This window comes from Paraburkholderia rhynchosiae, from assembly GCF_002879865.1.
In the GTDB taxonomy this organism is placed as follows: Bacteria; Pseudomonadota; Gammaproteobacteria; order Burkholderiales; family Burkholderiaceae; genus Paraburkholderia; species Paraburkholderia rhynchosiae.
On sequence record NZ_PNXY01000008.1, the window covers coordinates 18654 to 40987 of the forward strand.

The window sequence follows — 22334 nt, forward strand, 5'->3', positions numbered from 1 at the left end:
GTCCCGCTAAGAAGCCACGCATTTGCGCGCCGAGGATCACGGCAAATCCCTGCTTTCCGGGTCGCGCACCTTGACGTTGTGCTGTTCCTTCACGTCAGGCGAGCCGGACGCTGAACGCGTTTCGGGCGCGAGCCACAAGGCCCGTTCAAGGTTGTAGCGCGCGTCCCAGTCGTCCGGTGCAATGCGCAGCAAGGTCCGGTAGCGCGCCTTCGCCTCTTCGACCATCGCCAGTGACTCAATCGCGCCGGAAGGGCTATGGCCGATTCCCTGACGCAAGTACAGATTGCCCAAGTCGAACAACGCCGCGCGTCCGGTTTCGTCGAGAGGCTGGTCGCGAATCAGCGACTCGAACAGCGGTCCCGCCGCATCGTAAGCGCCCTCTTTCGACAGCGCGATTGCGCGCGCGAGCCTGACTTGGGGAGCGTCGTCCTCGGTGCTCACCACGCTACGCGGTGTCGCTTTCGCCGCTGTTTTGTTCGCAGTAAGAGTAGCCGTCACCGACTGATTCACCTGCTGGGCGTGCTGCAAGCGAAGCCAGTCATAAGCCGCCACTGCCGCGCAGCACAGCGCGACGGTCGCGAAGATGATATGCACCGAGGCGCGCTTCATGACCACACCCTGACCTGAAAGAGCCGCAACGCCATCAGCAGCACGCAAGCCGCGAGCGCGGCCGCGAAGCAGTACGGACTCAAGTCCTCGCGCGGCAAACGCTCGACGAACGTAGTCAACGCATTTTGCTGCCGGTTGATCTCGGCCATTGCGTCTCTCATCGCTTTTGCATTGCCGGTTTGGAACAAACGATAAGGCGTCTTCAGCGACAGAAAATAGCGATGCAATTCCGCTTCAGCCGAAGACTCGCTCGCGGGAACCGCGGCGTTCAGATCGGGACTGTAGATGCTGCTGCGCAAGTAGATGAAGTAAAGCGCGATCTGATCGCGCAGCAACCCGTTTGCGATGAGCTGCCGCACGCGCGCGTCGAGCCTCGCGCCGCCGTCGGAGACGAGCACAATCGCTCGGCGGCTCGACGAATGTTGCTCTTTGAACTCGCCGATCGCCGTCAGCAGCCCAAGGTCGAGTTGCGTGTCCGGCATGCCGCGGCCCACGGCCGTGCCCGCGATAGCCGCGTCGATTGTGCGATGGTCGTAGGTGAACGGCATGGCAAGCAGCGGGCTCGTGCCGAACATCATGAACGCGAGCCGGTCGTTCGGCCGTTGCGCCACGAACTCGGTCAACGAAGCGCGCGCCACCTTGTTCTTCGATTCACCCGCGGTCACTTCGACACCTTTGCTGTTCATCGGCTCGTCCATGCTTGCACTGCGATCCATCAGAATGAGAATCTGCGCGCCGCTGCCCGTGCGCGACACCTCCCGATGCGGGCGCCCAGGACCGGCCAGGCCGACCACGATCGCGAACATCGCCAGCACCGCGCTGCCCTGAGCGATGGCGCCGATCCAACGACCGGCGCGATCGTCAGGCAGCCAGGCGATCCACGGAAACACGAGCGTATCGCCGCGCCGCGGCAACAGCGGCAGCATGGCTAGCGGCAGCAGCGCGAGCAACCATGGATGCGCAAAATCGAATGGCATGGTCATCGCTGATGGCGCTGTTCCGCGCGATACAGTGCCTCGCACAACGCTCGCAGCGGATAAACGTCGGCCGTCGACGCAGGCGTGAAGAAGCGCTCGGCCGATTGCCGGTAGAACTGTTCGAGTTGCGCGCGCTGCGGTTGCAGATACGGCGCTCGAACGAAAAGCCCAGGTAAAGAACCCGCGTGCACGACATGGCCCGCCGTTTCGTTCAGCGCGCGATGCAGGCAAAGCCATGCATCCGCGGATGCATCGGCGCGCGGCTCGGCGGACCACTGCATGCGCCGCAACTGCCGCCAGGCGCGCGCGAATGGCAGCCGCGCCGATTCGCGGGCATTGCGCCACAGCCACCACAGCGCCCACGACAGCAAGCTCAGCAACAGCAAGCCGAGCGCGAAACCTGCCTGCCGGCGCAGCGGTGCGGTCGGCACTGGTGGCGCCAGCCGGTCGGGCCGCATCGATTGCAGACCGCCCGCGTTGAAGGCGTTGACGGGCGTCGCGGGCCCAATACTGAGGGGCCACTGTGCGACCTGCAGCGTGGCACCGGACGACGCGGTCAACGTCAGCGCCGGCAACGCGATTTGCGTGAGCGTCGGCGGCACGTTGACGATCTGGTAGTCGATCGCCATCCATTTGCGACCGTCGGCATCGGTTTCGAGGCGAACACGCCGACGCTCGAGCCATGCATCGGTGCGGCCTATCGAGGGCGGCGCGACGGAGTCCACATCATGATCGCCGTCTTGCAGCAGAATGCGTTGCGTGAGCACGTCGCCGAGCAGATAGCCGAATGCGCGCGGCTGCTGAACCGTCGGCTGAAAGACCGCGCCGGTCGCCGCTGCGATGTTCGTAGCCGGCGTCAGCATCGCCGAGACGAACAGTAGCAAAACGATGAGCGTCATCGCGGCACGCATCCGGCGCAGTCGACCGACAGCGTTCATGCGACCGCCTCCAGAAAGTAGCGCGACATGGCCTCCGGATCGAAAGCGCTCTCCATGTAGAACGGCTCGATTCCGCGCTTGCCGAAGATCCGCGATAGTTCCGCACGACGTCGCACGACGCCTTCACGCCAACGTTCGCGCACGCTGCCGCGCAGCCACAGCGTGCGCCGCGCGCCGGATTCGGCGTCGCTGACGGCAAGCAGCGGCCCACCGTCGGGCGGCGCAATCTCGGCGGCGTCCCACACGACGATGGGCACCACGTACGCATGCACCAGCAGATCGAGCACGGCCGGCAAGCCGCCGAGCGGCCAGTGAAAATCGGAGACGAGAAAGACCAGCGCCTGGCGGCCCGCGAGTGTCGATGCAATGCGTTGCAGCGCCTCGATATTGCCGCCGCCGGAGGCCACGCTCGTGCTTTCCCGCAGCATTGTCGCGAGCAGGTTGCCGATGCCCCGGCCCGAGCGCGCCGGCATGAAGAGATCGTCGCGTGCGTGGGTATCGAAGGCCAGCATGCCCAACGGATCGCCAACGCGAAACGCGCTGTATCCCAACGCTTCGACGAAGTCCGCGGCGACCTGCAACTTCGTCTCACGCGTGCCGAAGTGCATCGACGCGGATACATCGACAAGCACCTGCACCGGCACCGCCGCGCGCTGCAAATGCACCCGCACCAGCCACTCGGAGCGCGCCGCGCGCACGCTCGCTCGCAGATCGAGGCGCCGCGGGTCCGGATAATCGAACAGGCGGCCGTGCATTGCAAATTCCTGGCCCGCGCCAAAGCTCGATCCCCGATGCGAGCCGGGACGAAACCCGGACGCGCGCATCGGCAAGCGGTAGTGAAATTCCGATATCCCGTTCATGGTTCAGGGCACGGCGAGCCTGTCGACGATCTGTGCGGTCAGTGCTTCCGAGAGTTCCTGACGGCGCAGTTCGTAGATCGGCGTGAAGAACACGCGATGCCCGAGCGCGGGCAACAGCACCGCATGAATGTCTTCCGGAATCAGATGCGAGCGGCCCGCGAGCCACGCCACCACGCGCGCCGCCCGCAACAGCGCGCTCATGCCGCGCGGACTCGCGCCCGCCAGGATCAGCCGCTCCATGTCCACGCCGTCGAGCGCGATGCCGAAGCGCTGCGGGGTTTCCGTTGCCTGCCAGATGTCGAGCACGTAGCGCTCGATCGTTTCGCTCGATTGCACACTATGCTGGATCGCCGCGCCGACCTGGTTCAACTGCTCCCACGGCACGATCGCGGGCGAAAGCCGCGCGAGCAACCGGTCGACATCGTGATAGTCGTCATCGAAGACGAGTGCGCGGCGCACCTCGGCGTCGTCCGGCGTCGGCATGCCCAGCTCGAACAGGAAGCGGTCACGCGCCGCCGACGCCAGCTCGAACGTCTCTTCCTTCTCGACCTTGTTGCGATCGGCGAACACCGTCATATGGGGGAAGCGGTATTCGCGATCGAACGCCCACACGGAGCGCTCGGCCATCGCACGCAACAGCAGCGACTGAACCTGCGGACGCGCGCGATTGATTTCGTTGAAGAAGAACGTAGTGAGGCCCTCGCCGTGCCGAAGAAGCGGACCCGGATCGATGCGCGGCCGGCCCTCGGCGTCGACGTACGTGTGATAGACGAGGTCGCCCGGCATCAGATCGATCGTGCCTTCGACACGCTCGAACTCGCCGCCCACGACACGCGCGAACGCGCGCAGCACCGTTGTCTTGCCGACGCCGACACCGCCTTCGAGCAGCACGTGACCGCGCGCGAACAAGGCCACCGTAATCAGACGGATCACCTGCTGCTGGCCGATCACGACGCTCGAGACTTCGTCCTCGATTTGCAACGCATGCAGACGCCAGTCCTGAAGCTGTTCGCTGGAACCCATCGATGCAATCTCCTATGGCAGGCACGCACACACACTGCGCCGCCGCCGGAAAAACGGCTCATGCGGATCCGTCGCCCACTGCGCGTATCAGCCCTCTCGACTTCGCGGGCGACGGAACGAACACTGCATACTCGCGCTCCAGATAAGCGGCGGCCTCCTCGAGCAGAAACTGCCGGAAAACCATGCACGTCGGCGATAGCTGCTTGGCGCGCAAATGAACGATCTGCCACGTTCGTTCGATCGGCGTACCGTTGACGTCGAGCAACGCAAGCTCCTTCGTACGCAGCTCCAGCAACAGCGTGTGCAACGAAATCAGACTTACGCCCATGCCCGCGATCACCGCCTGTTTGATCGTCTCGTTGCTGCCGAGCGTGACCACTTTCGCGGGCGTGAAAAGATGCTGCCGGAACATTTCCTCCGCGGCCATGCGGGTCCCCGAACCGGGCTCGCGCAACAGGAATGTGTCGCCGCGCAGTTCCTGCAAATCGAAGCGCCGCGCGTCGACAAGCGGATGGTCCACCGGCGCGATCACCACTTGCGGATGCCACGCGAGCGGCTCCGTCGTCGTGTCGAGTTCCGGCGGCGGACGCCCCATGATCGCAAGGTCGATCGCGTTGTCCTGCAAAAGGCGCAGCAGCGCGTCGCGGTTGCCGACCGAGAAATGCACGTCCACCTTCGGGTACAGATGCGAATACATGGCGAGCAGCTTCGGCGCGAAATACGTCGCCGAACTGACGATGCCCACCGCAATCGAGCCACTATCGGCCTGCTTGAGCGACGTCATCGCATCTTCGGCATCCTTGATTTCGCCGAGAATCCGGCTCGCGTGGTGACTGAACTTTTCACCCGCCTCCGTCAACGTCAGCTTGCGTGCAATGCGCTCGAACAGACGCAGACCGACAGCCTCCTCCAGTTGATGAATCTGCATCGATACCGCCGGCTGCGTCAGATGCAGTTCCTCGGCGGCTCGCGCGAAACTCGTATAGCGGCTCGCCACGACGAAAATCTGCAATTGACGCAAGGTCAGCGAGCGGATGAAATTCACGGCCGCGCGCCTGCTAACGGCTCGCACGCGGCGCGTTCGACGGTTTTACCGGCCCATTCGGCGCATGCGGTGCGTTCGGCGTATTGGGCGTATTGGGCGTATTTGGTCCATTCGGCGGCAGCGGCAGTTTTCGCAACACCGCCTGAAAACTCAGCGTCCGGCTGTGCAACGGATGCACGAAATCGTTGTTCGCGCCGGGCACGTCGGTACGAATCAGCGCGACTTCGCCCGGTACGGTATCGGCGATCAGGAACGTGTAGCGCTTCCCGATGTATTGAGCGAAGCGTTCGGCGTTGGGATCGCCGAGATACGGCTGCACGACAATCTGTTGCGCCTTCACCGGCTTGCCGTCGATCTGGCTCGTCACCGTTTCGATCTTCGGGTTGGCGGCGAGCGCGAGCCGCAGGCGCTGCTGGAAATAGCGGCGCTGGCCGCCCGTCAGCCGCTCCATCTCGGCGATATCGCGTTCGAGGAAATAGATGATCACCGGATTGCACTGCAAGCCACCGTTTGGCAACGGCACCGCGCCGCTGTGGTCGGACACCTGGGCATCACCCTTCGCGTTGTCCGGGCTCACTACTAGCACCTTGACGATGTCGGTGCCGTGCGCGGGCGGGTCAGAACTGAGCAGCGCGTAGTCGAGCTCGGTTTGCTGCGCAATGCCATGAAGATGATCGGTCGTGAAGATAAGCTGTTCGGCCTTGGAAATATCGCCACTGCCCGGCGCAGGCGCCGCCGCATGCACCTCGCCCGTGAAGCACGTCACGCACGTAAGGAATGTCATGCAGCTCGCGGCGCACACCGCGAGCACGCGCCGCCGTTCGCGGCGCAGATCGCCGCGCGCTGCTCTCATGGCGATGCATCCGCAGGCTTGCCGGCCGGCGCATCGACGGGCTTCAGAAGCGGCACTTCATAACTCGTCAGAATGCTGTCGATCTTCTCGTGGTTCGCGCCGATCCATTGATCGACCTTGTCCTTCCACGCTTTTTCGCCGTAGCGCACACCCATCGAGATCGTATAGTCGAAGCGGATGCCGGGCGCCGCCGGGAACGGCACGAGCTTCACCGAATCCCCGGAGCGCTTCGCGAAGTAACCCGCAATCGGTCCCCACAGAAAGACGACGTCGACATTGCCCGCCTGCAGATCCTTTTCGATCATCTGACCGGGATACTCCTGCGGATCGCCGCTTTGCACCTGATATGAGACCGCCTGATCGATCAGGTTATGACCGAGCAGCCAGTCGACCGCGGGCGTCTGCGAGAAGATGCCGAAGCGCAGCTTGTGCAACTGGTCCGGCGGCAGTTTCAGCAGATCGTCCGGCGTATTGATGCCCGCCAGCTCGGGCCGCTTCCTGAACACCATCGCATAGGTCGAGCGCAGATATGGCTGCGTCGTCGAGGTCATGTCGTAGCCTTTCGGCACGCCGATGATCAGATCGCATTTGTAGCGCCCGCTGTCTGCAACCTTCTCGCGCAGCGTGTGGCGCACGAAGCCCATGCGCTGCGGGAAATAGGTGTATTCGAGCTTGTAGCCGAAATCGCTCGCCATCTGGCTCGCGATGCGATTCTCGTAACCCTCGCCCTTGTTGTTTGACAAAGGCATGTTGTTCGGGTCCGCGCAGACTCGCAGCACGCCGTCGGCGCCGTCGTTGTTCGGCAGCGCCGCCTCGCCCTGGGCGCGCACCGCGCCACTGGCCAACGCTGCATAGCAAAGCGCGGCGGCCATCAGCGCGGCATGCGCGTGCATTAGTTTGCGATGACGCATCGATCACCTCCTGAAGTGGAACCGCCGGCGTTATTTCGCGTCGATGGCCTGCAGATCGCCGGGCTTGATCTGCCCGTCCGAGCGCCCTTTCAGATAGGCGTAAAGATTCTCCCAGTTCTTCTGCATCATCTGGCTGGAACTGAAGTCGGGCATGCCCTTCTCGACCCGCCCACCGAATACGGTGCGGTGAAATTCGTTCTTGTCGAGCGTCTTGAACGCTTCGACCAGCGACGGTCCCACCATGCCCTGCTGCTGCGCGCCGTGGCAGCGTTCACAGGCAAGCGCGCGCCAGGTCTTCCATCCTTGCAACGTGTTGCTGTCCACCTTGCTGCCATCGACCACCTTGTACGCCACCTGGGCAATCGCGGGATTGGTCTGGGCGTACGTGACAGGCAGCACGACGAAAAGGACGGGCACCACCGCCCGCAACAAGATTGATCGGCCTTTCATATGCAAACGTCTCCTTATTGATTAGGGCCGCGCCTCGATGCGTTTCACCGGCGCATCCGTGCAACCGCGCGGACCCGATAACTCGTATGCAAAACTGTATTTAACTGATTGGACTGAATCGCACTGCCGGCTGCCCGATACTTCACAAGGGCAAACCGGCCGCACGACTCAAACGGCCCGGCGTTTAACTGTTGCCGCCGGGAATGGCGAAGACAAAGAGCGTGCCGCCGAGCGCCGTGTACTTCGCGAGTTCACGATAACCGCCCACCGCGCCCAGGCCTTCAGTCGACTTCTCGAGACCCGCCGCCATGCCGATGCCGGCCCAGCCGCCAATGCCCGAGTAGACGCCTACATACTGCTTGCCCTGGTACTCGTACGTAAACACGTTGCCGATGATCCCCGACGGGGTCTTGAAGCGCCACAGTTCCTTGCCGTCCTTGATGCGGACTGCCTTCAGGTAGCCTTCAAGCGTGCCGTAGAAGGCCACGCCGCCCGCAGTCGCGAGGGCGCCCGACCACACCGAGAACTTCTCCGGCTTGGACCAGACGATCTTGCCCTTCGAGGCATCCCACGCAATGAAATTGCCCATCGCGTTCTGCTCGTTCGGGCCCGGATACATCGACAGCGTTGCGCCTACATATGGCTGACCGGACACGTAGTCGACATCGAACGGCTCATAGTCCATGCAGACGTGGTTGGTCGGCACGAGGAAGAGGCTCGAGTTCGGGTCATACGCCGCGGGCTGCTGGTCCTTCGAGCCGAGCGCCGCCGGACAGATGCCCTTCACGTTGTGGTCCGAGCCCGCTGCCTGCGTGGAATACGCCGCGTTGCGAATCGGCTTGCCGCTCTTCATGTCGACACGGTCGGCCCAGTTCACCGCCGGATCGAACTTCTGCGCGACGAGCAGTTGTCCAGTTTCGCGATTCAACGTGTAGCCGAAACCATTGCGGTCGAAGTGAACGATGGAAGGCACTTTCTTGCCGTCGATGTTCAGGTCCGACAGGATCATTTCATTCACGCCGTCGTAGTCCCACTCGTCGTGCGGCGTCATCTGATAGACCCACTTCGCCATGCCCGTATTCAGGTCGCGGGCCATGATCGACATCGACCACTTGTTGTCACCCGGACGTTGCGTCGGGTTCCATGTGCCCGGATTGCCGGTACCGTAGTAGACAAGGTTGAGCTTCGGATCCCACGCATACCAGCCCCACGTGGTGCCGCCGCCCAGCTTCCACTGATCGCCCTTCCAGGACTTCAGCGACGAATCCGCGCCCACCGGCACCATCTTGCCGTCGGCGTAGGTCATCGTCTTGTCGGGGTCCATCAGCATGTCCTTGTCCGGGCCCGTGCTGTACGCGGTCCAGACCGGCTTGCCGGTTTTCACGTCATACGCGATCAGACGTCCGCGCACGCCGAACTCGCCACCCGAGATGCCGGTCAGCACCTTGTCGCCGAATACGTGCGGCGCATTGGTGTTGGTTTCGCCGGCTTTCGGGTTGCCGTTCTGCGCGGTCCAGACCACTTCGCCCGTTTTCGCGTTCAATGCGACGAGCTTGGTGTCGGCCTGTTGCAGGAAGATCTTGCCGTCGCCATACGCGAGCCCGCGATTGACCGTATCGCAACACATCACGGACACAACCGACTCATCCTGCTTCGGCTGATACTGCCAGAGGAATGTTTGATCCTTCAGGTTGATCGCAATCACCTTGTTAGGGAACGGCGAGTGGATATACATCGTGTCGCCGATCACGAGCGGCGAGCCTTCATGGCCGCGCAGCACGCCGGTCGACATGGTCCAGGCGACCTGTAGTTTTCCGACGTTGTTTTCGTTGATCTGCTTGAGTGGGCTGTAGCGGTGATTCGCATAATCGCCTGCCTGCGCCGCCCAGTTCGACGGACTTTTGATGAGCCCATCGAGCTGCGAATCGGCCTGTGCAACGATAGAGCTCATGGCTGCCGACGCGAGGATCGCGAGCCCAAGAACCGTGGTGCGTAAGTTCATGTCTCCTCCAGAATGGTCTTGCTGTTCAACTCACGAATGACCCACGCTACCTCGTCGCACCGGGCGCGCCTTCACGGATGCAGGGTAACGATCAGCGCCATGCCCCAATCGTTGTCGGGTTTTGCGGCGCATGACGGCCAACGCATATTCCATGCCGGTATTGCATCGAGACCGAACCGCGTTCGCCGCCAGAAGGCGGTCCGCAAACGCCGCGCGGGCACACCGCATCGAGCCGCGCGCCGCGCCTCGGGCCTCGCCGGCGCCGTTGCCCGATAGCCGTGTGACGTTCGCATGACGTCCACATGAAACGGCAATCGTGTGCGAGGCGCTTCGGCGGTGTCACTGGGTGACACCACTGAAGCGCGGCATGTGGGACATACTGTGTCATTCCCCGATACGAAGCGTGTCCGTCGCGAGGCATCCAGCGAGCGAACATCTTCGCCCGACGCGGCCTGCGATTGGCCCGTCATTTGCAGTGCAACATCGGTCTTACCGGCCGATCCAACATCCGCGGAGCAACGATCATGGCAAATACGGAAAAGGTCTATTCCGACGACGAGATCCGGCAACGTCTCGCCGGTCCGCTACAGCACTGGTACATCGAAGACGGCTGGCTGCGGCGCAAATACCGCACGGAAGGCTGGAAGGGAACCTTGATGGTGGTGAACGCAGTGGGCCATCTCGCGGAAGCCGCCTGGCATCACCCGGATCTCACGGTCTCCTATGCATTCGTAATCGTGAAACTCAAGACGCATACGGCGAAAGGCATCACGGACAAGGACTTCGCACTCGCCACCAAGATCGAGTCGTTCATCCAGTGGCAGCCGGCCACCGAAGGCGGTCCGCTCGAGGGCACGCCAAGCGACGACCAGCGCTTTCGCTACATCAAATACGACGCGCCGAAACCGGCCGAGGGAACCGCCGCGGGCGGCTAGAACCAGGCGTCGCGCCGCGGGCCTGGTACGGCTTTCGCTTGAAGTCGTCCGCCGGCCCGCCGCGCCACGGCATACGCTGTCGCCACGGCGGCTCTTGCGGTCCACCCGGCTCAGGCAACATCGAGCCACGCACGAACAAGGACACTCGCAATGCAGCTTCACGTTCGCCGCCTTCCGCCTGATGCCACCGTGACGGTCGATGCACCGGCGCGGCTGCATCTGGGCTTCCTCGACCCGAACGCTTCGCTTGGACGCGCGTTCGGCAGTCTCGGACTCGTGATCGACGGCGGCGGCACGCGCGTCGAAGCACGGCTCGCCGAACGGGATCGCATTGGCGGCGCGGTGAGCGATGCGGAGCGCGAGCGCATCGCGGTCTGCCTCGAACGGCTTCACGCCGCCTATGACCCGACGCCCGTCGCCATCGACATTGCCCAGACGCCGCGCGCCCACGCCGGCCTCGGATCGGGGACGCAACTCGCGCTCGCCGTCGGCATGGCGTTCGTTCGTCTGCTGGGCCACGTCGCTACCAGCGCGGAACTGGCGAACCTGCTCGGACGCGGCGCGCGCTCGGGCATCGGTGTGCTCGGCTTCGATTCGGGCGGCCTGCTGGTGGATGGCGGACCGTCGGGCGATCTGCATCCGGGCGTGCCGCCGCTGCTCGCGCGCCAGCCGTTTCCCGAGAACTGGCGGGTGCTGCTCGTCAGCGACAACGCCCGCGAAGGCCTGCACGGCGCCGACGAACGGCGCGGTCTCGCCGCGCTCGCGCCGTTCCCGCAGAGACTCGCCGCGCATCTGTGCCACCTCGTGCTGATGAAGATTCTGCCGGGCGCCGCCGAGCGCAACATTGTGCCCTTCGCGCACGGACTGACCGAAATGCAGCAGACCATTGGCGAATACTTCGCGCCCGTGCAAGGCGGCGTGTTCGCGAGTCCCGACGTCGAACGCGCGCTGCGCGCCGTGGCCGCGCAGAGAACCGCGGGCATCGGCCAGAGCTCGTGGGGGCCGACGGGTTTTGCGATCGTCGGCAGCGCGCGTGACGCCGAGTGTGCGCTCGCCGCCGCCCGCGAGGCCACGCGCGGCATGCCGCATATCGAATGCACGCTCGTCGCCGGACGGAATCGCGGCGCGACCGTACGCTCCGCGCAAGCGCGGCAGCACCAGCGCATCGACGCAGCATGAAGTGCCTTTACTCCTCGCCGAGGCCCGCGCACCGGGCGGCCCATGAACGGGCGGTTCACGAACGCTCGCCCCACGAATGGGCGGCCCACGATTGGGCGGCCCACGAACAGGCGGCACGCCCGGCGCGCCCCGCCGGCGACGCAACGGCACACAGCACCATGCGGCATACACGGCATCGGCGCGATATGCGCCATATGTGTCACACGTTGCCCATGCGCCCGCGCGCGGCAGCTATCAGCCCTTCCGCTGCGCAGACCACGAGATCGCCACTGAAACGAGCCCCCTGCCATGTCCGACATCACTGAAAAACCCGCTGAAAGGCCCTACATTCTTCACATGTTCACGGCCACCCCGCAGATGAGTCCGTTCGACGTGAACATGGCCGCCGACGCCGGCTATCAGATCATCGTGCCGTATTGCGACGTCGAAGCCGGGATGGTCGCCAATCTGACTCAGGACGCGATCTTCTCGCGCGGCCCGAAAGGCGTGGCGCGCACCGGCATCTTCATCGGCGGGCGCGATGTGATGCTTGCCGCCGACATGCTCGACACTGCGCGCAAGGCCATGGTCCCGCCGTTCGAAGTGTCGGTGTTCGCCGATCCAAGCGGCGCGTACACGACCGCGGCCGCGCTCGTCGCGCTGGCCGAGCGGCATCTGACGAAGGCGTACGGGATGGAACTGGGCGGCAAGCGCGTGCTGATTCTCGGCGGCACGGGCGCTGTCGGGCGCGTGGCCGCGGCGATGGCGGCCTCGCTCGGCGCAGATGTGTCGATTGCGAGCCATTCCGACCAGGCGCGTGCGGTGCGCGTGAGCGACGACCTCAATCAGCGCTTCGGCATCGTGACCAAGGGTGTGAGCACGGCCACCCCCGCCGAGCTGCGCACGGTGCTGGGCGAAGCCGAGATCGTGCTGGCGACCGCCGTCGCCGGCGTGCAGGTGGTGAGCCGCGAGGATCTCGAACATGCCCGCCATCTGCTGATCGCCGCCGATGTCAACGCCGTGCCGCCCGAAGGCATTGCCGGCGTGAACGTGATGAACGACGGCAAGCCGATCGAGGGCGTGCCGACTGCCGGCGGCGCAATCGGTATCGGCGCGCTGGCGATCGGCAACGTCAAGTATCAGGTGGAACACCGGCTCTTCACGCGGATGCGCACGGGCGGGAAGCCCGTTTATCTGAGTTTTCCCCAAGCGTTCGACGAGGCCCGCGCCGTCGCGGCCGGTCTCGGTTGAGCGGCGGGTTGTGCGGAATTTTGCCCGACACCTTGCATGACCCATTACATAGGCGGCATTGCGCCGTTGCTGGAGCAACCATGAATTCGCGTCCATCTTCATCGCGTACGCCGTTCGTCGCGGTGGCCGGACAGTCCGCACGGATGCTCGCGCAATCCGCCGCGCGTGCGGGCTTGCGCGTCGTTGCGCTCGATGTGTTCGGCGATCGCGACACCCTCGATGCATCGGAGCTGTGGTTCGACATCGGCGGCGCGCCGTTGTCGATCGACGCCGCGCGGCTCACCGACGCTCTAGAACGCAGCGCGCGGCTGCCGGGCATGATCGGCTGGATCGACGGCAGCGGCCTCGAGCCGTTCGTCGCACAAGTGTGCAGCGTGCCTGGCCTGCCGCGCTTCATTGGCAATTCCGTCGACGCAAGCGCCGCGGTGCGCGATCCGCGGCGCTTTTTCGCGCTGCTGGGCGAACTCGATATTCCGCATCCGCCGGTCGCCTTCACGCGGCCCGCGCTTGCGCAAGGCTGGCTGGTCAAGCGTGCCGACGGTTGCGGCGGGACGCATGTCGAACCGCTCGCCACGCTCGCCCCGGCCTCCGATATGCGCGTTCCCGCGCAAGCCTATTTCCAGCGGCAAAGCCGCGGCCGCGCGCTGTCGGCCCTGTTCATCGCCGCTCGCGGCAGCGCGCGCGTGATCGGCTTCGCGGAACAGCTCACGTGCAGAATGGGCAACCTGCCTTTCGTGCACGCGGGATCGATCGGTCCGATCGATCTGCCGTCTCATGTCGAGGTGCGTGTGCGCGCGGCGATCGCCGCGCTTTGCGCGCGCGTCGGCCTTACCGGCATCAATAGCTGCGATTTTCTGCTCGACGGCGATTCGTTCGAACTGCTCGAAATCAACACGCGCCCTTCATCGACGATGACGCTCTACGAGAGCGCGTCGCCAGATGCATGGCCGCGCGGCCTGCTCGCGTGTCATATCGACGCCTGCCGTCACGGCCGTCTGCCTGCGGAGCCAGCGCGCGCGACATGGCGCGCCGGTCAACGGGTGCTGTTCGCGCCGCACCCCTTCACGGTCTCGCAAGCGTTCAGCGACGCCTGCATGCGCGACCCGCGCTGCCGCGACGTGCCGATGCCCGGCACATGGATCGAAGCAGGCCAGCCGGTCTGCACGCTGCTCGTGCGCGCGGCTTCGGTGGATGCGGTGCGCTATGCGCTCGACGCGCAGCACGCGCTGGTTCTGCAACGAATCGAAACCTGCCATGAGCCTGGCCATGAGCCCTGTTATGAGCCCGACTATGCCTTCATCCACTGCCACTCCTGACGAATCCACGCCGCCGCTCGCGGATGCCGCCGCGCTGAGCGTCAACGCCCTCAGCGAACGCCTCGTTGCGCGCCTCGTGGACGATGCGCCGCGCTTCGGCGTCGCCGTCAGCCGCACGGAGAACGGCACGGCGCTCGTCGATGCAGGCGTGGCCGCGCCCGGCAGCGTCGCGGCAGGCGTGCTGATCGCGCGCATCTGCATGGGCGGCCTTGGCCACGTGACGGTGCGCGAGAGCCTGGACGCACAGCCGCTGTGGCCGAGCACAATCGAAGTCCGCACGTCGTGGCCGGTACTTGCCTGCCTCGCCAGCCAATACGCGGGATGGAGCCTCGCCGCGACGAAGGAACAGACGGGCGGCAAGAAGTTCTTTTCGCTCGGCTCGGGCCCGGCGCGCGCGCTTGCCGTCAAGGAGCCGCTTTTTGCAGAACTCGGCTATCGCGATTATCACGAGCGCGGCGTGCTGGTGCTCGAAGTGGACCGGCTGCCGCCGCAGGTCGTCATCGACAAGGTGCTGCACGACTGCGGCCTCGCGCCCGAACGGTTGACACTTGTGACGACGCCGACACAGTCTGTGGCGGGAACGGTGCAGGTGGTGGCGCGAGTGGTCGAAGTGGCGATGCACAAGACGCACGTGCTCGGCGTCGCGCTAGACGAAATCGTGGAAGCCGGCGGTTCGGCGCCCCTGCCGCCGCCCGCGCCGGACGGCATTCAGGCGATGGGCCGCACCAACGACGCGATCCTGTACGGCGGCCGCGTGCATCTGACGGTGAAGCACGATGCGGTCGCAAGGCGGCTCGCCGCCGAACTGCCCGCGTCGAACTCGCGCGACCATGGCCGTCCGTTCGCGGACATCTTCACGTCGTTCAACTACGACTTCTATCAGATCGATCCTGCGCTGTTCGCTCCAGCCGAAGTGTGGGTCAGCAGCCTCGAAAGCGGCGCAACGTATCACGGTGGCGCCACCGACGCGGCCTTGCTGCACGATCAATGGAACGGCAAGCCATGAGCCTGCCTTTACCGCTGGTTTCCGCCGACCCCGCCTCCCGCAGAGACGGCACTGCGTCGGGTGCGCAAGGCCCGCTGCGCATCGCGATCATGGCCGACGAAACCGGCTGGCACACCGGACGCCTGAAAAAGGCCTTCCGCGCGCGCGGCGCGGAAGCGCGCTGCATCGATCTGGCCGACTGCCGGTTCGATACGACGTGGGAGCCGCATGGGCTGGTGCTGCCTGGCTTCGGCCATACGCTGCCCGACGCGGTGTTCGTGCGCGGCATCGCCGGCGGCACCTTCGAGCAGGTCACGCTGCGCCTCGGCATCCTGCATGCGCTGCGCGAATCGGGCGTGCCGGTCTACAACGACGCGCGCGCGATCGAACGCAGTGTCGATAAATCGATGACGAGCTTCTTGCTGCATCGCCACGGCGTGCCCACGCCCGCGACATGGGCCGGCGAATCGGCCGCGTCCGCGCAGCGTGTGCTGATGCGCGAAGCCGCGGCAGGGCGCCAGGTCGTGCTCAAACCGCTGTTCGGCTCGCAAGGCCATGGACTCAAACGGCTCGGCGCACGAAAGACGCCCCCTCGCACGCTTGCGCCGCTGCCCTCGCTGAAGCCGTACGGCCAAGTGGCGTATCTCCAGCGTTATGTCGATGGCGGCCATCCGGGCTTCGACTGGCGCGTGCTGGTGATCGGCGGACGCGCGGTCGCGGCGATGCGGCGCGTCGGCGGAAAGGACTGGATTCACAACTTCGCGCAGGGCGCCGTATGCGAAGCGGCCGAGCTCGACGCCCCGCTCGCGCAAACCGCCGTGCGCGCCACCGAGGCGCTCGGGCTCGACTATGCGGGCGTCGACCTGATTCCCGATCCGCACGATGCCGCCACGCCGCTCGTGCTCGAAGTCAATGGCGTGGCGGCATGGCGCGGCCTGCAATCGGTGACGTCGATCGACGTCGCAGCGGCACTCGTCGACGATTTGCTGCTTCGCAAACTGCCCGCGCAACGCCAGGCGCTCGCGCAGAGCGGCGACGCAGCGGCGACGGCGGTCCTGGCGCTGCATGGACGACATGGCTGAGCCGCCGCGCGGTTGCGTCGATCCGCCTGGTCGGCTCGCTGACGAAGATCCAGCCGCGATCTCGCTCGCGCGGATTCGCGCGGCTTTCCTGACTGCTTGCCGCCTCGATGTAGAGACGCCCAAGCCGGGCAACGTCAGCGTCGATAGCGAAGGCCACGGCATGAGCGCGGCGCAGTTCATCGCCAGCGCCGACGTCGCCGCCGATGCGCTTCTCGCGCCCGGTGCGCCGGTAGGCCAGCGCGTGTTCGATGCCGTCACGCGCACGCGCGCGGCGGTCGGCTGCAATACGAACCTCGGCATCCTGCTGCTCGTCGCGCCGCTCGCGGCGGCGCTCGAAGCAACCGCGTGCCCGCTTTCGGCCACCGATTGGTGTGCCGCGACCGGGCGCGTGCTCGCGCGGCTCGATCTCGACGACGCGCGCCTCGCCTACCGCGCGATCGCACTCGCCAATCCAGGCGGCCTCGGCGACGCGCCCGAGCAATCGGTCCACAACGCGCCGACAATCGGCCTGCGCGACGCGATGACGCTCGCCGCCGCGCGCGACAGCATCGCCCGCCAATATGCCGAAGGTTTCCGCGACATCTTCGAGACCGGGCTCGCAGCGTTTCGCGAAGTCCCCTCGGATCAGCCGCACGTCGCGACGCTCAACGTTTTTCTCGCTTTCCTCGGCGCCTGGCCCGACTCGCACATTGTGCGTAAGCACGGCGCGGCCGTGGCGCAGAGTGTCACGCTTGCGGCACGCGAACAGCACGCGCAATGGCGCCGCGCGCTCACGCAAGCGGACCCCGGCGCTGCGCGCGAGTCGCTCGATGCATGGGACGCCGAAATGAAGGCCGGCGCCATCAATCCCGGCACCAGCGCGGACCTGACGGTCGCCACGCTGTTCGTAGCGGGCTGCCTCGCACAGCCAGCCAGCGCGATCCGCGCGCCCTGCGGGGCGGGCGCGCCGCCCACTGGCACGGATTCTGTTAGTTAGTCCCACCGTGCATCAACCCGCCGCCAGGCGATCACGGACGAGGACCGTCACAGGCGGCGTTCAGTTAGTCGGCAAGTCCCATTCCACTCATCGGAGGAACAGCATGGCCAAGATCAACCGCGTCCTGATAGGAGAGTCGCTCGTCGGCGACGGCAACGAGGTCGCACACATCGACTTGCTGATCGGACCGCGAGGTTCCGCTGCGGAAACCGCATTCTGCAATGCGCTCACCAACAATAAGGACGGCTTCACATCGCTGCTCGCGGTCGTCGCACCGAACCTGCTCACCAAACCCAACACGATCCTTTTCAACAAGGTGACGATCAAGGGCGCAAAGCAGGCCGTGCAGATGTTCGGGCCTGCGCAGCATGCCGTCGCGCTCGCTGTCGCCGACAGCGTCGAGGACGGCACAATCCCGCAGGACGAGGCGGACGATCTGTTCCTGTGCGTCGGCGTCTTCATTCACTGGCAGGCGGAGGACGACAAGAAGATCCAGGAGTACAACTACAAGGCGACGCGCGAGGCGATTCAACGCGCGGTCAGGGGTGAGCCGACCGCCGCCGAGGTCGTTTCGAAGAAGAGCACCGTGGCGCACCCGTTCGCACCGAACTGACGGCGCGCGGCCCGCGCGGCGGCGCAGCGTTTGCGCTGCCGGCGCGGGTCTTCGCATGGTGCAATTGCTCTCATAGAGGCATCAGATGACCCTACGATGTCGCACGCTCGCGGTCTGTGCCTGCATCGCGCTCGCCGTGCCGCTCGCCCGGGCGGACGACGACGCGCCCAAGGCGCCGGCCCCGGCGGGAGGCTACAACTACCCGACCCAGGGACGCGTCGAATACGTGCTCTCCTGCATGGACGACAACGGACACGATTTCGCGAACGTCTATAAATGCTCGTGCGTGATCGACAAAATGGCGACCGCGCTGCCTTACGACGAGTTCGTCAATCAGTCGACCTTCGCCAAGTATGCGACGCTGGGCGGCGAAGGCGGCTCGGAGTTTCGCGTCGACCACGCGAAAGCGCAGACGAAGAAATTCCGTGCGTTGCAGACGAACGCCTACCGGAGCTGCGGACTCGGCAACGATAGAACGGCGGCGTCGAAGTAGCAGACGTCGCCGGGAAGCGGCGCGGGCACCGTTGTCAGTGCCGGCCGCCACCGTCTCAGTTCGGAATCAGCCCCTCGCCGAGCGACGCATAACCCGCCAGTCCGTTGACCGCCTTGCGCATATCGCTGCGTTGCCGCTCGATCTGTACGCCGACGGCCGCCACGTCGTCGAATTTGGCCGGCTTTGCCAGTGCGACGCGTACCCAGTGCGCGCCGAAGTCCGTAATCAGCAGGCGTGCCACCGCTTCGGCAAGCGCTTCGAGCAGACGCACGCCGTGCGACTCCAGCAGCGCGTGCAGTGCGCTACGCACCGCCGCATAGTTGATCGTGTCCTCGATGCAATCGGTCGTGCATGCCCGAATCGCGGGTACTCCGATTGCGAGATTCATCCGCACAGATTGCGGCACATGCAATTCGCTGCTGTCGATGCCTATAATCGTCTGACCTATAAAGTTCTCGATGAACACGATGTCCATGCGCCCGGGCAACGTCCCGGCCAATGGCGCTTCTGAGGGCGCACCCCAAGGCGCGCTCGGGCGAGGCGCCTCTGCATCGGCGCAGGCACCGGAGAAACTGGCGAGGCGAATGGTATCGATACGGTCCATGGTGTACTCCGCCGCGTAGCGGCAAATAGTGAGCAGGCGCAACTCGGGTAAACATAAAGCAGTACAGGATGACTCGGGCGCGAAGCACTGTGCGCCGCGGCTGCAACACGCCCAGCATGGCCGGCCAATGAAAAACAGGCGTACAGACGGGCAAACGACCCTGAAACCGCATCGGCAGAAGAAAAGCAAAAAACGGGCACACCCTGTACTATTGATGCGACTTCTTATTGAACGGCAGCGACATCGGGCGTAGAGTTTTAAGCCAACGCCTGACAGTAGACAGAAATAGGCAGGCGGATCACTCAATGCGCATACGGACCCAGAAGCCGGGCGCCAGGGGAAGACATTATCGATAAAGCGGCACTCATGACGCGCATGGCGAAGCAAAGCGATTGCAATACAGCGCAACGCAACGCCCGGCGCGAGAATTGCCGCAACGGAGACAAACCCCATGTCGTTGCTCGCTGACAGCTCCATGCACGTCCGTGAAATTCTGAACGTCGTCAATCATCAATTGGCGACGCGTCCGACGAGCGAGCCAGTCGCTCAATCGTGGGCGCGCTGCGTGAACGAATTCCAGCTCGACCCTTCCCGCTTCGTTACGCCGCCTATCCTGACGGAGTACGAACTAAGCTCGCGGCGCGAGGCCATGGGTGATCTGATCGCATGTTCGAAGCTGGAAATGACCACGCTGTATCAGCAGTTGGCCGACCCTGAACTCGCGGTGGTGCTGGTTGACTCGGGCGGCGTGATCGTCCATCAGGTTTCGTCGGTGCCTTTTGCGGAAGCGGTCGCCTCCGACGGTTTCCGCGTCGGCGCCCTGTGGAGCGAGCGCGAAGCCGGCACCAACGGAATGGGCACCTGTCTGGCCGAGCGCGACTGCATCGCCGTGTGTCAGCACGAGCATTTCTATCCGCGCTATACATCGCTCACCTGCTCCGCCGCGCCGATCTTCGACGACTGCGGCGAGATCGCCGGCGTGCTCGATGTGACGAGCCGCTCGAAGCTGCTGCAACAACACTCGCTGGTGCTCGTCGGCATGTCGCGGCAGATGATCGAGAACCGTCTGCTCGATGCGCGCTACCGGCACGCGAACATGATCCACTTTCACAGCCGCCCGGAATTCGTCGGCACGCTGCATGGCGGCAAGCTCGCGGTGGGCGACGACAGCACGGTGCTCGCCGCGAACCGCAGTGCGCTCTTCCAGCTTGGCTTCCGCTCGCTGAGCGAGTTGCGCGGGCGGCGCATCGAGGAAGCGTTCAACGCGTCGCTCGAAGACATGATCGCGCGCAGCATTCGCGGCTCGTTTCATCCGGTCACCGTGTACAGCGCGAACGCGACCAACCGCTTCTTCCTCGTCGCGCAGACGGCGCAAAACAGCGCGGGACGCGGCACGCGGGTCGCGGTGACGGCGCCCGTCCCTCGCGCCAGCACGCCCGAAAAGCGGCCGCCGCCGGCACGGCTCGACGAGATCGCGCACCTGGAGTTCGGCGACCCGCGCATGGCTTCGCAGATCCAGCTCGGCGCTCGGGTGGTTCAGCGCAAGATTCCGATCATCCTCCGAGGACAAACGGGAACCGGCAAGGAAGTCTTCGCGCAGGCGCTGCACAGCATCAGCCCGCATTCGTCGGGGCCGTTCGTGCCGGTCAATTGCGCGTCGCTGCCGGAGAACCTGATCGAAAGCGAACTGTTCGGCTATCGTGCCGGCGCGTTCACCGGCGCACAGCGCGAAGGACGGCGCGGCAAAATCGTGCAGGCCAACGGCGGCACGCTGTTTCTCGATGAAATCGGCGACATGCCGCTCGCGTTGCAGGCGCGGCTTTTGCGCGTGATCGAGGAACACGAGGTGACGCCGCTCGGCGCGGAAACGACCGTCAAGGTCAATTTCCAGTTGATCAGCGCGAGCCACCGCAACCTGCTCGAACTCGTGCACAGCGGGCAGTTCCGCGAGGATCTGTACTACCGGCTCAAGGGCGTCGAACTGAATCTGCCGTCGCTGGCCGATCGGGTCGACAAGCTTCCGCTGATTCATCATCTGCTCGAGGCCGAAACCGATAACGATCCGCCTGAGCTGACAAAGGAAGCGCAGCAGGCGTTGCTGAGCTATGCATGGCCGGGCAATATCCGTCAATTGCGGCACGTATTGCAGATGGCCATTGCGCTATGCGACGGACAGCCGATCCGCTGCGAGGACCTGCCTGTCGAAATCACTCAGCGCATGCCCGAAATCGCAATGCCGGCCGCGTCGCAAGCAGTGGCGCAATCGGCGACGCAACCGGCCCCGCATCCGGACGACGACGCCGATCTTTCCGCGCTCAACGCGATCCAGTTGAACGAACGCGAGACCGTTCTCGGGCTGCTCGACGAGAACCGCTGGAACGTCAGCAATGTGGCGAAGGCGCTCGGCATCAGCCGCAATACGCTGTACCGGAAGATGCGCCGGCTGCATATCCGACTGTCGCATGACGGCTCGGTGGTCGATGAATCCTCGCCGGATGAATCGGCGGCAGAAGAATCGCCGCACGCCGATAGCGCATGACCCAGGCGCCCGCTCGCAATCTCGCGGACTTCAAGCCCGATGCGCGCTTCGCGTGGTGCGTGACCGGCTCGGGCCATCTGCTCGAAGAGTCGATCGAGCTCGCGCTGGCGTTGCCGCGCACGGACCTCTTTCTCTCCGCCGCTGCCGAGGAAGTGTTGCCGCTCTATGGCTGGGCGTTGCCCAGGCTGCGCGAGCGCTTCAATGTCTTTCGCGACAAGAGCGCGAGCGGCGTGCCGGTAGGCATGCTCTACCACGGCATGTACCACACCGTCGTCATCGCGCCGGCCACCAGCAACACGGTGGCCAAATGCGCGTTCGGCATCTCCGATACGCTGCCGACCAACATGTACGCGCAGGCCGGCAAGCAGTGCATTCCGGGCATTGTCTTTGCATGCGACACGGAACCGACCGTGGTCACGCAAAGCCCGAACGAATGGGTCGAACTGCGTCCGCGGGCGATCGAACTCGACAATGTGGAGCGCCTGTCGCGCTTCGAGTACACGACGGTCGTGCGCTCACTGGATGAACTGAAGACGGCGCTCGATCGACGCGTGGCGACTCTTGATCTTGCATGAACGGCCCTTATGCTCGCTACGGTTGCTGCCCCCAAGGAGCACGCTTGGGGCGGCCCGGCGCGTACTTATGAAACAGCCCCCACGCTCCCTGCGGTCGCTGCCCCCCGAGGAGGCGTCAGCACGCTTGGGGCGGCCCGGC

At 64.9% G+C, this 22334-nt stretch carries 22 protein-coding genes; 11 read left to right on the plus strand and 11 right to left on the minus strand.

Annotated features, from left to right (window positions below; genetic code table 11):
* Positions 1-36 precede the first annotated feature (36 nt).
* The 10 genes from C0Z16_RS13195 to C0Z16_RS13240 all read right to left on the minus strand — a co-directional run bounded on the left by C0Z16_RS13195 (position 37) and on the right by C0Z16_RS13240 (position 9617).
* The gene (locus C0Z16_RS13195; RefSeq protein ID WP_102632603.1) at positions 37-609 is read right to left on the minus strand and encodes an MxaK protein; all 573 of its coding nucleotides are present in this window, start codon (positions 607-609) and stop codon (positions 37-39) included.
* Positions 606-1592 carry a vWA domain-containing protein gene (locus C0Z16_RS13200; protein WP_102632604.1) on the minus strand — a complete coding sequence of 329 codons (987 nt, stop codon included), beginning with the start codon at positions 1590-1592 and terminating at the stop codon, positions 606-608. The genes C0Z16_RS13195 and C0Z16_RS13200 overlap by 4 nt, the downstream gene beginning before the upstream one ends.
* Complete coding sequence (locus C0Z16_RS13205; protein ID WP_102632605.1) at positions 1589-2524, minus strand: calcium incorporation protein MxaA; 936 nt, start codon at positions 2522-2524, stop codon at positions 1589-1591. Before C0Z16_RS13205 ends, C0Z16_RS13200 begins: the two co-directional genes overlap by 4 nt.
* Positions 2521-3384: a DUF58 domain-containing protein gene (locus C0Z16_RS13210; protein ID WP_102632606.1), complete on the minus strand. Its 864-nt coding sequence runs from the start codon at positions 3382-3384 to the stop codon at positions 2521-2523. Before C0Z16_RS13210 ends, C0Z16_RS13205 begins: the two co-directional genes overlap by 4 nt.
* 3 nt (positions 3385-3387) lie before the next feature.
* Positions 3388-4407, minus strand: a complete 1020-nt coding sequence (locus C0Z16_RS13215; RefSeq protein ID WP_102632607.1) for an AAA family ATPase — start codon at positions 4405-4407, stop codon at positions 3388-3390.
* A gap of 58 nt (positions 4408-4465) precedes the next feature.
* On the minus strand, positions 4466-5452 hold the full coding sequence (locus tag C0Z16_RS13220) for a LysR family transcriptional regulator (protein WP_102632608.1): 987 nt from the start codon (positions 5450-5452) through the stop codon (positions 4466-4468).
* A 13-nt stretch (positions 5453-5465) separates the two neighbouring features.
* Positions 5466-6305: a hypothetical protein gene (locus tag C0Z16_RS13225; RefSeq protein WP_102632609.1), complete on the minus strand. Its 840-nt coding sequence runs from the start codon at positions 6303-6305 to the stop codon at positions 5466-5468.
* Positions 6302-7216 (minus strand): substrate-binding domain-containing protein, encoded by a 915-nt coding sequence (locus C0Z16_RS13230; protein ID WP_102632610.1) that lies wholly within the window; start codon positions 7214-7216, stop codon positions 6302-6304. The genes C0Z16_RS13225 and C0Z16_RS13230 overlap by 4 nt, the downstream gene beginning before the upstream one ends.
* Positions 7217-7246: 30 nt before the next feature.
* Complete coding sequence (locus C0Z16_RS13235; RefSeq protein ID WP_102632611.1) at positions 7247-7666, minus strand: c-type cytochrome; 420 nt, start codon at positions 7664-7666, stop codon at positions 7247-7249.
* A gap of 184 nt (positions 7667-7850) precedes the next feature.
* Complete coding sequence (locus tag C0Z16_RS13240; protein ID WP_407070672.1) at positions 7851-9617, minus strand: methanol/ethanol family PQQ-dependent dehydrogenase; 1767 nt, start codon at positions 9615-9617, stop codon at positions 7851-7853.
* A 575-nt stretch (positions 9618-10192) separates the two neighbouring features.
* Between C0Z16_RS13240 and C0Z16_RS13245 the strand changes: the two genes are divergently transcribed.
* The 9 genes from C0Z16_RS13245 (at position 10193) to C0Z16_RS13285 (ending at position 18477) form a co-directional block, all read left to right on the plus strand.
* Positions 10193-10603: a 4a-hydroxytetrahydrobiopterin dehydratase gene (locus C0Z16_RS13245; protein WP_102632613.1), complete on the plus strand. Its 411-nt coding sequence runs from the start codon at positions 10193-10195 to the stop codon at positions 10601-10603.
* A 150-nt stretch (positions 10604-10753) separates the two neighbouring features.
* The gene (locus C0Z16_RS13250) at positions 10754-11782 is read left to right on the plus strand and encodes a beta-ribofuranosylaminobenzene 5'-phosphate synthase family protein (protein WP_102632614.1); all 1029 of its coding nucleotides are present in this window, start codon (positions 10754-10756) and stop codon (positions 11780-11782) included.
* A gap of 288 nt (positions 11783-12070) precedes the next feature.
* On the plus strand, positions 12071-13012 hold the full coding sequence (locus C0Z16_RS13255) for an NAD(P)-dependent methylenetetrahydromethanopterin dehydrogenase (RefSeq protein WP_102632615.1): 942 nt from the start codon (positions 12071-12073) through the stop codon (positions 13010-13012).
* Positions 13013-13092: 80 nt separating this feature from the next.
* The gene (locus tag C0Z16_RS13260) at positions 13093-14328 is read left to right on the plus strand and encodes an ATP-grasp domain-containing protein (protein ID WP_102632616.1); all 1236 of its coding nucleotides are present in this window, start codon (positions 13093-13095) and stop codon (positions 14326-14328) included.
* Positions 14303-15334, plus strand: coding sequence for a methenyltetrahydromethanopterin cyclohydrolase (gene mch / locus C0Z16_RS13265; protein ID WP_102632617.1), 1032 nt, complete (start codon positions 14303-14305; stop codon positions 15332-15334). The genes C0Z16_RS13260 and mch overlap by 26 nt, the downstream gene beginning before the upstream one ends.
* Complete coding sequence (locus tag C0Z16_RS13270) at positions 15331-16395, plus strand: ATP-grasp domain-containing protein (RefSeq protein ID WP_102632618.1); 1065 nt, start codon at positions 15331-15333, stop codon at positions 16393-16395. Before mch ends, C0Z16_RS13270 begins: the two co-directional genes overlap by 4 nt.
* On the plus strand, positions 16388-17371 hold the full coding sequence (locus C0Z16_RS13275; RefSeq protein ID WP_102632825.1) for a triphosphoribosyl-dephospho-CoA synthase: 984 nt from the start codon (positions 16388-16390) through the stop codon (positions 17369-17371). The genes C0Z16_RS13270 and C0Z16_RS13275 overlap by 8 nt, the downstream gene beginning before the upstream one ends.
* A gap of 103 nt (positions 17372-17474) precedes the next feature.
* Positions 17475-17984 (plus strand): formaldehyde-activating enzyme, encoded by a 510-nt coding sequence (gene fae, locus C0Z16_RS13280; RefSeq protein WP_102632619.1) that lies wholly within the window; start codon positions 17475-17477, stop codon positions 17982-17984.
* Between the two features lie 85 nt (positions 17985-18069).
* On the plus strand, positions 18070-18477 hold the full coding sequence (locus C0Z16_RS13285; protein WP_102632620.1) for a hypothetical protein: 408 nt from the start codon (positions 18070-18072) through the stop codon (positions 18475-18477).
* 55 nt (positions 18478-18532) lie between these two features.
* Here the strand turns inward: C0Z16_RS13285 and C0Z16_RS13290 are convergent, their stop codons facing one another.
* Positions 18533-19081: a dihydroneopterin aldolase gene (locus C0Z16_RS13290; protein WP_102632621.1), complete on the minus strand. Its 549-nt coding sequence runs from the start codon at positions 19079-19081 to the stop codon at positions 18533-18535.
* Between the two features lie 451 nt (positions 19082-19532).
* On the opposite strand from C0Z16_RS13290, the gene C0Z16_RS13295 reads away from it, so the two are divergent.
* The gene (locus tag C0Z16_RS13295) at positions 19533-21620 is read left to right on the plus strand and encodes a sigma-54-dependent Fis family transcriptional regulator (protein ID WP_102632622.1); all 2088 of its coding nucleotides are present in this window, start codon (positions 19533-19535) and stop codon (positions 21618-21620) included.
* The gene (locus tag C0Z16_RS13300) at positions 21617-22195 is read left to right on the plus strand and encodes a flavoprotein (RefSeq protein WP_102632623.1); all 579 of its coding nucleotides are present in this window, start codon (positions 21617-21619) and stop codon (positions 22193-22195) included. The genes C0Z16_RS13295 and C0Z16_RS13300 overlap by 4 nt, the downstream gene beginning before the upstream one ends.
* Positions 22196-22334: the final 139 nt, after the last annotated feature.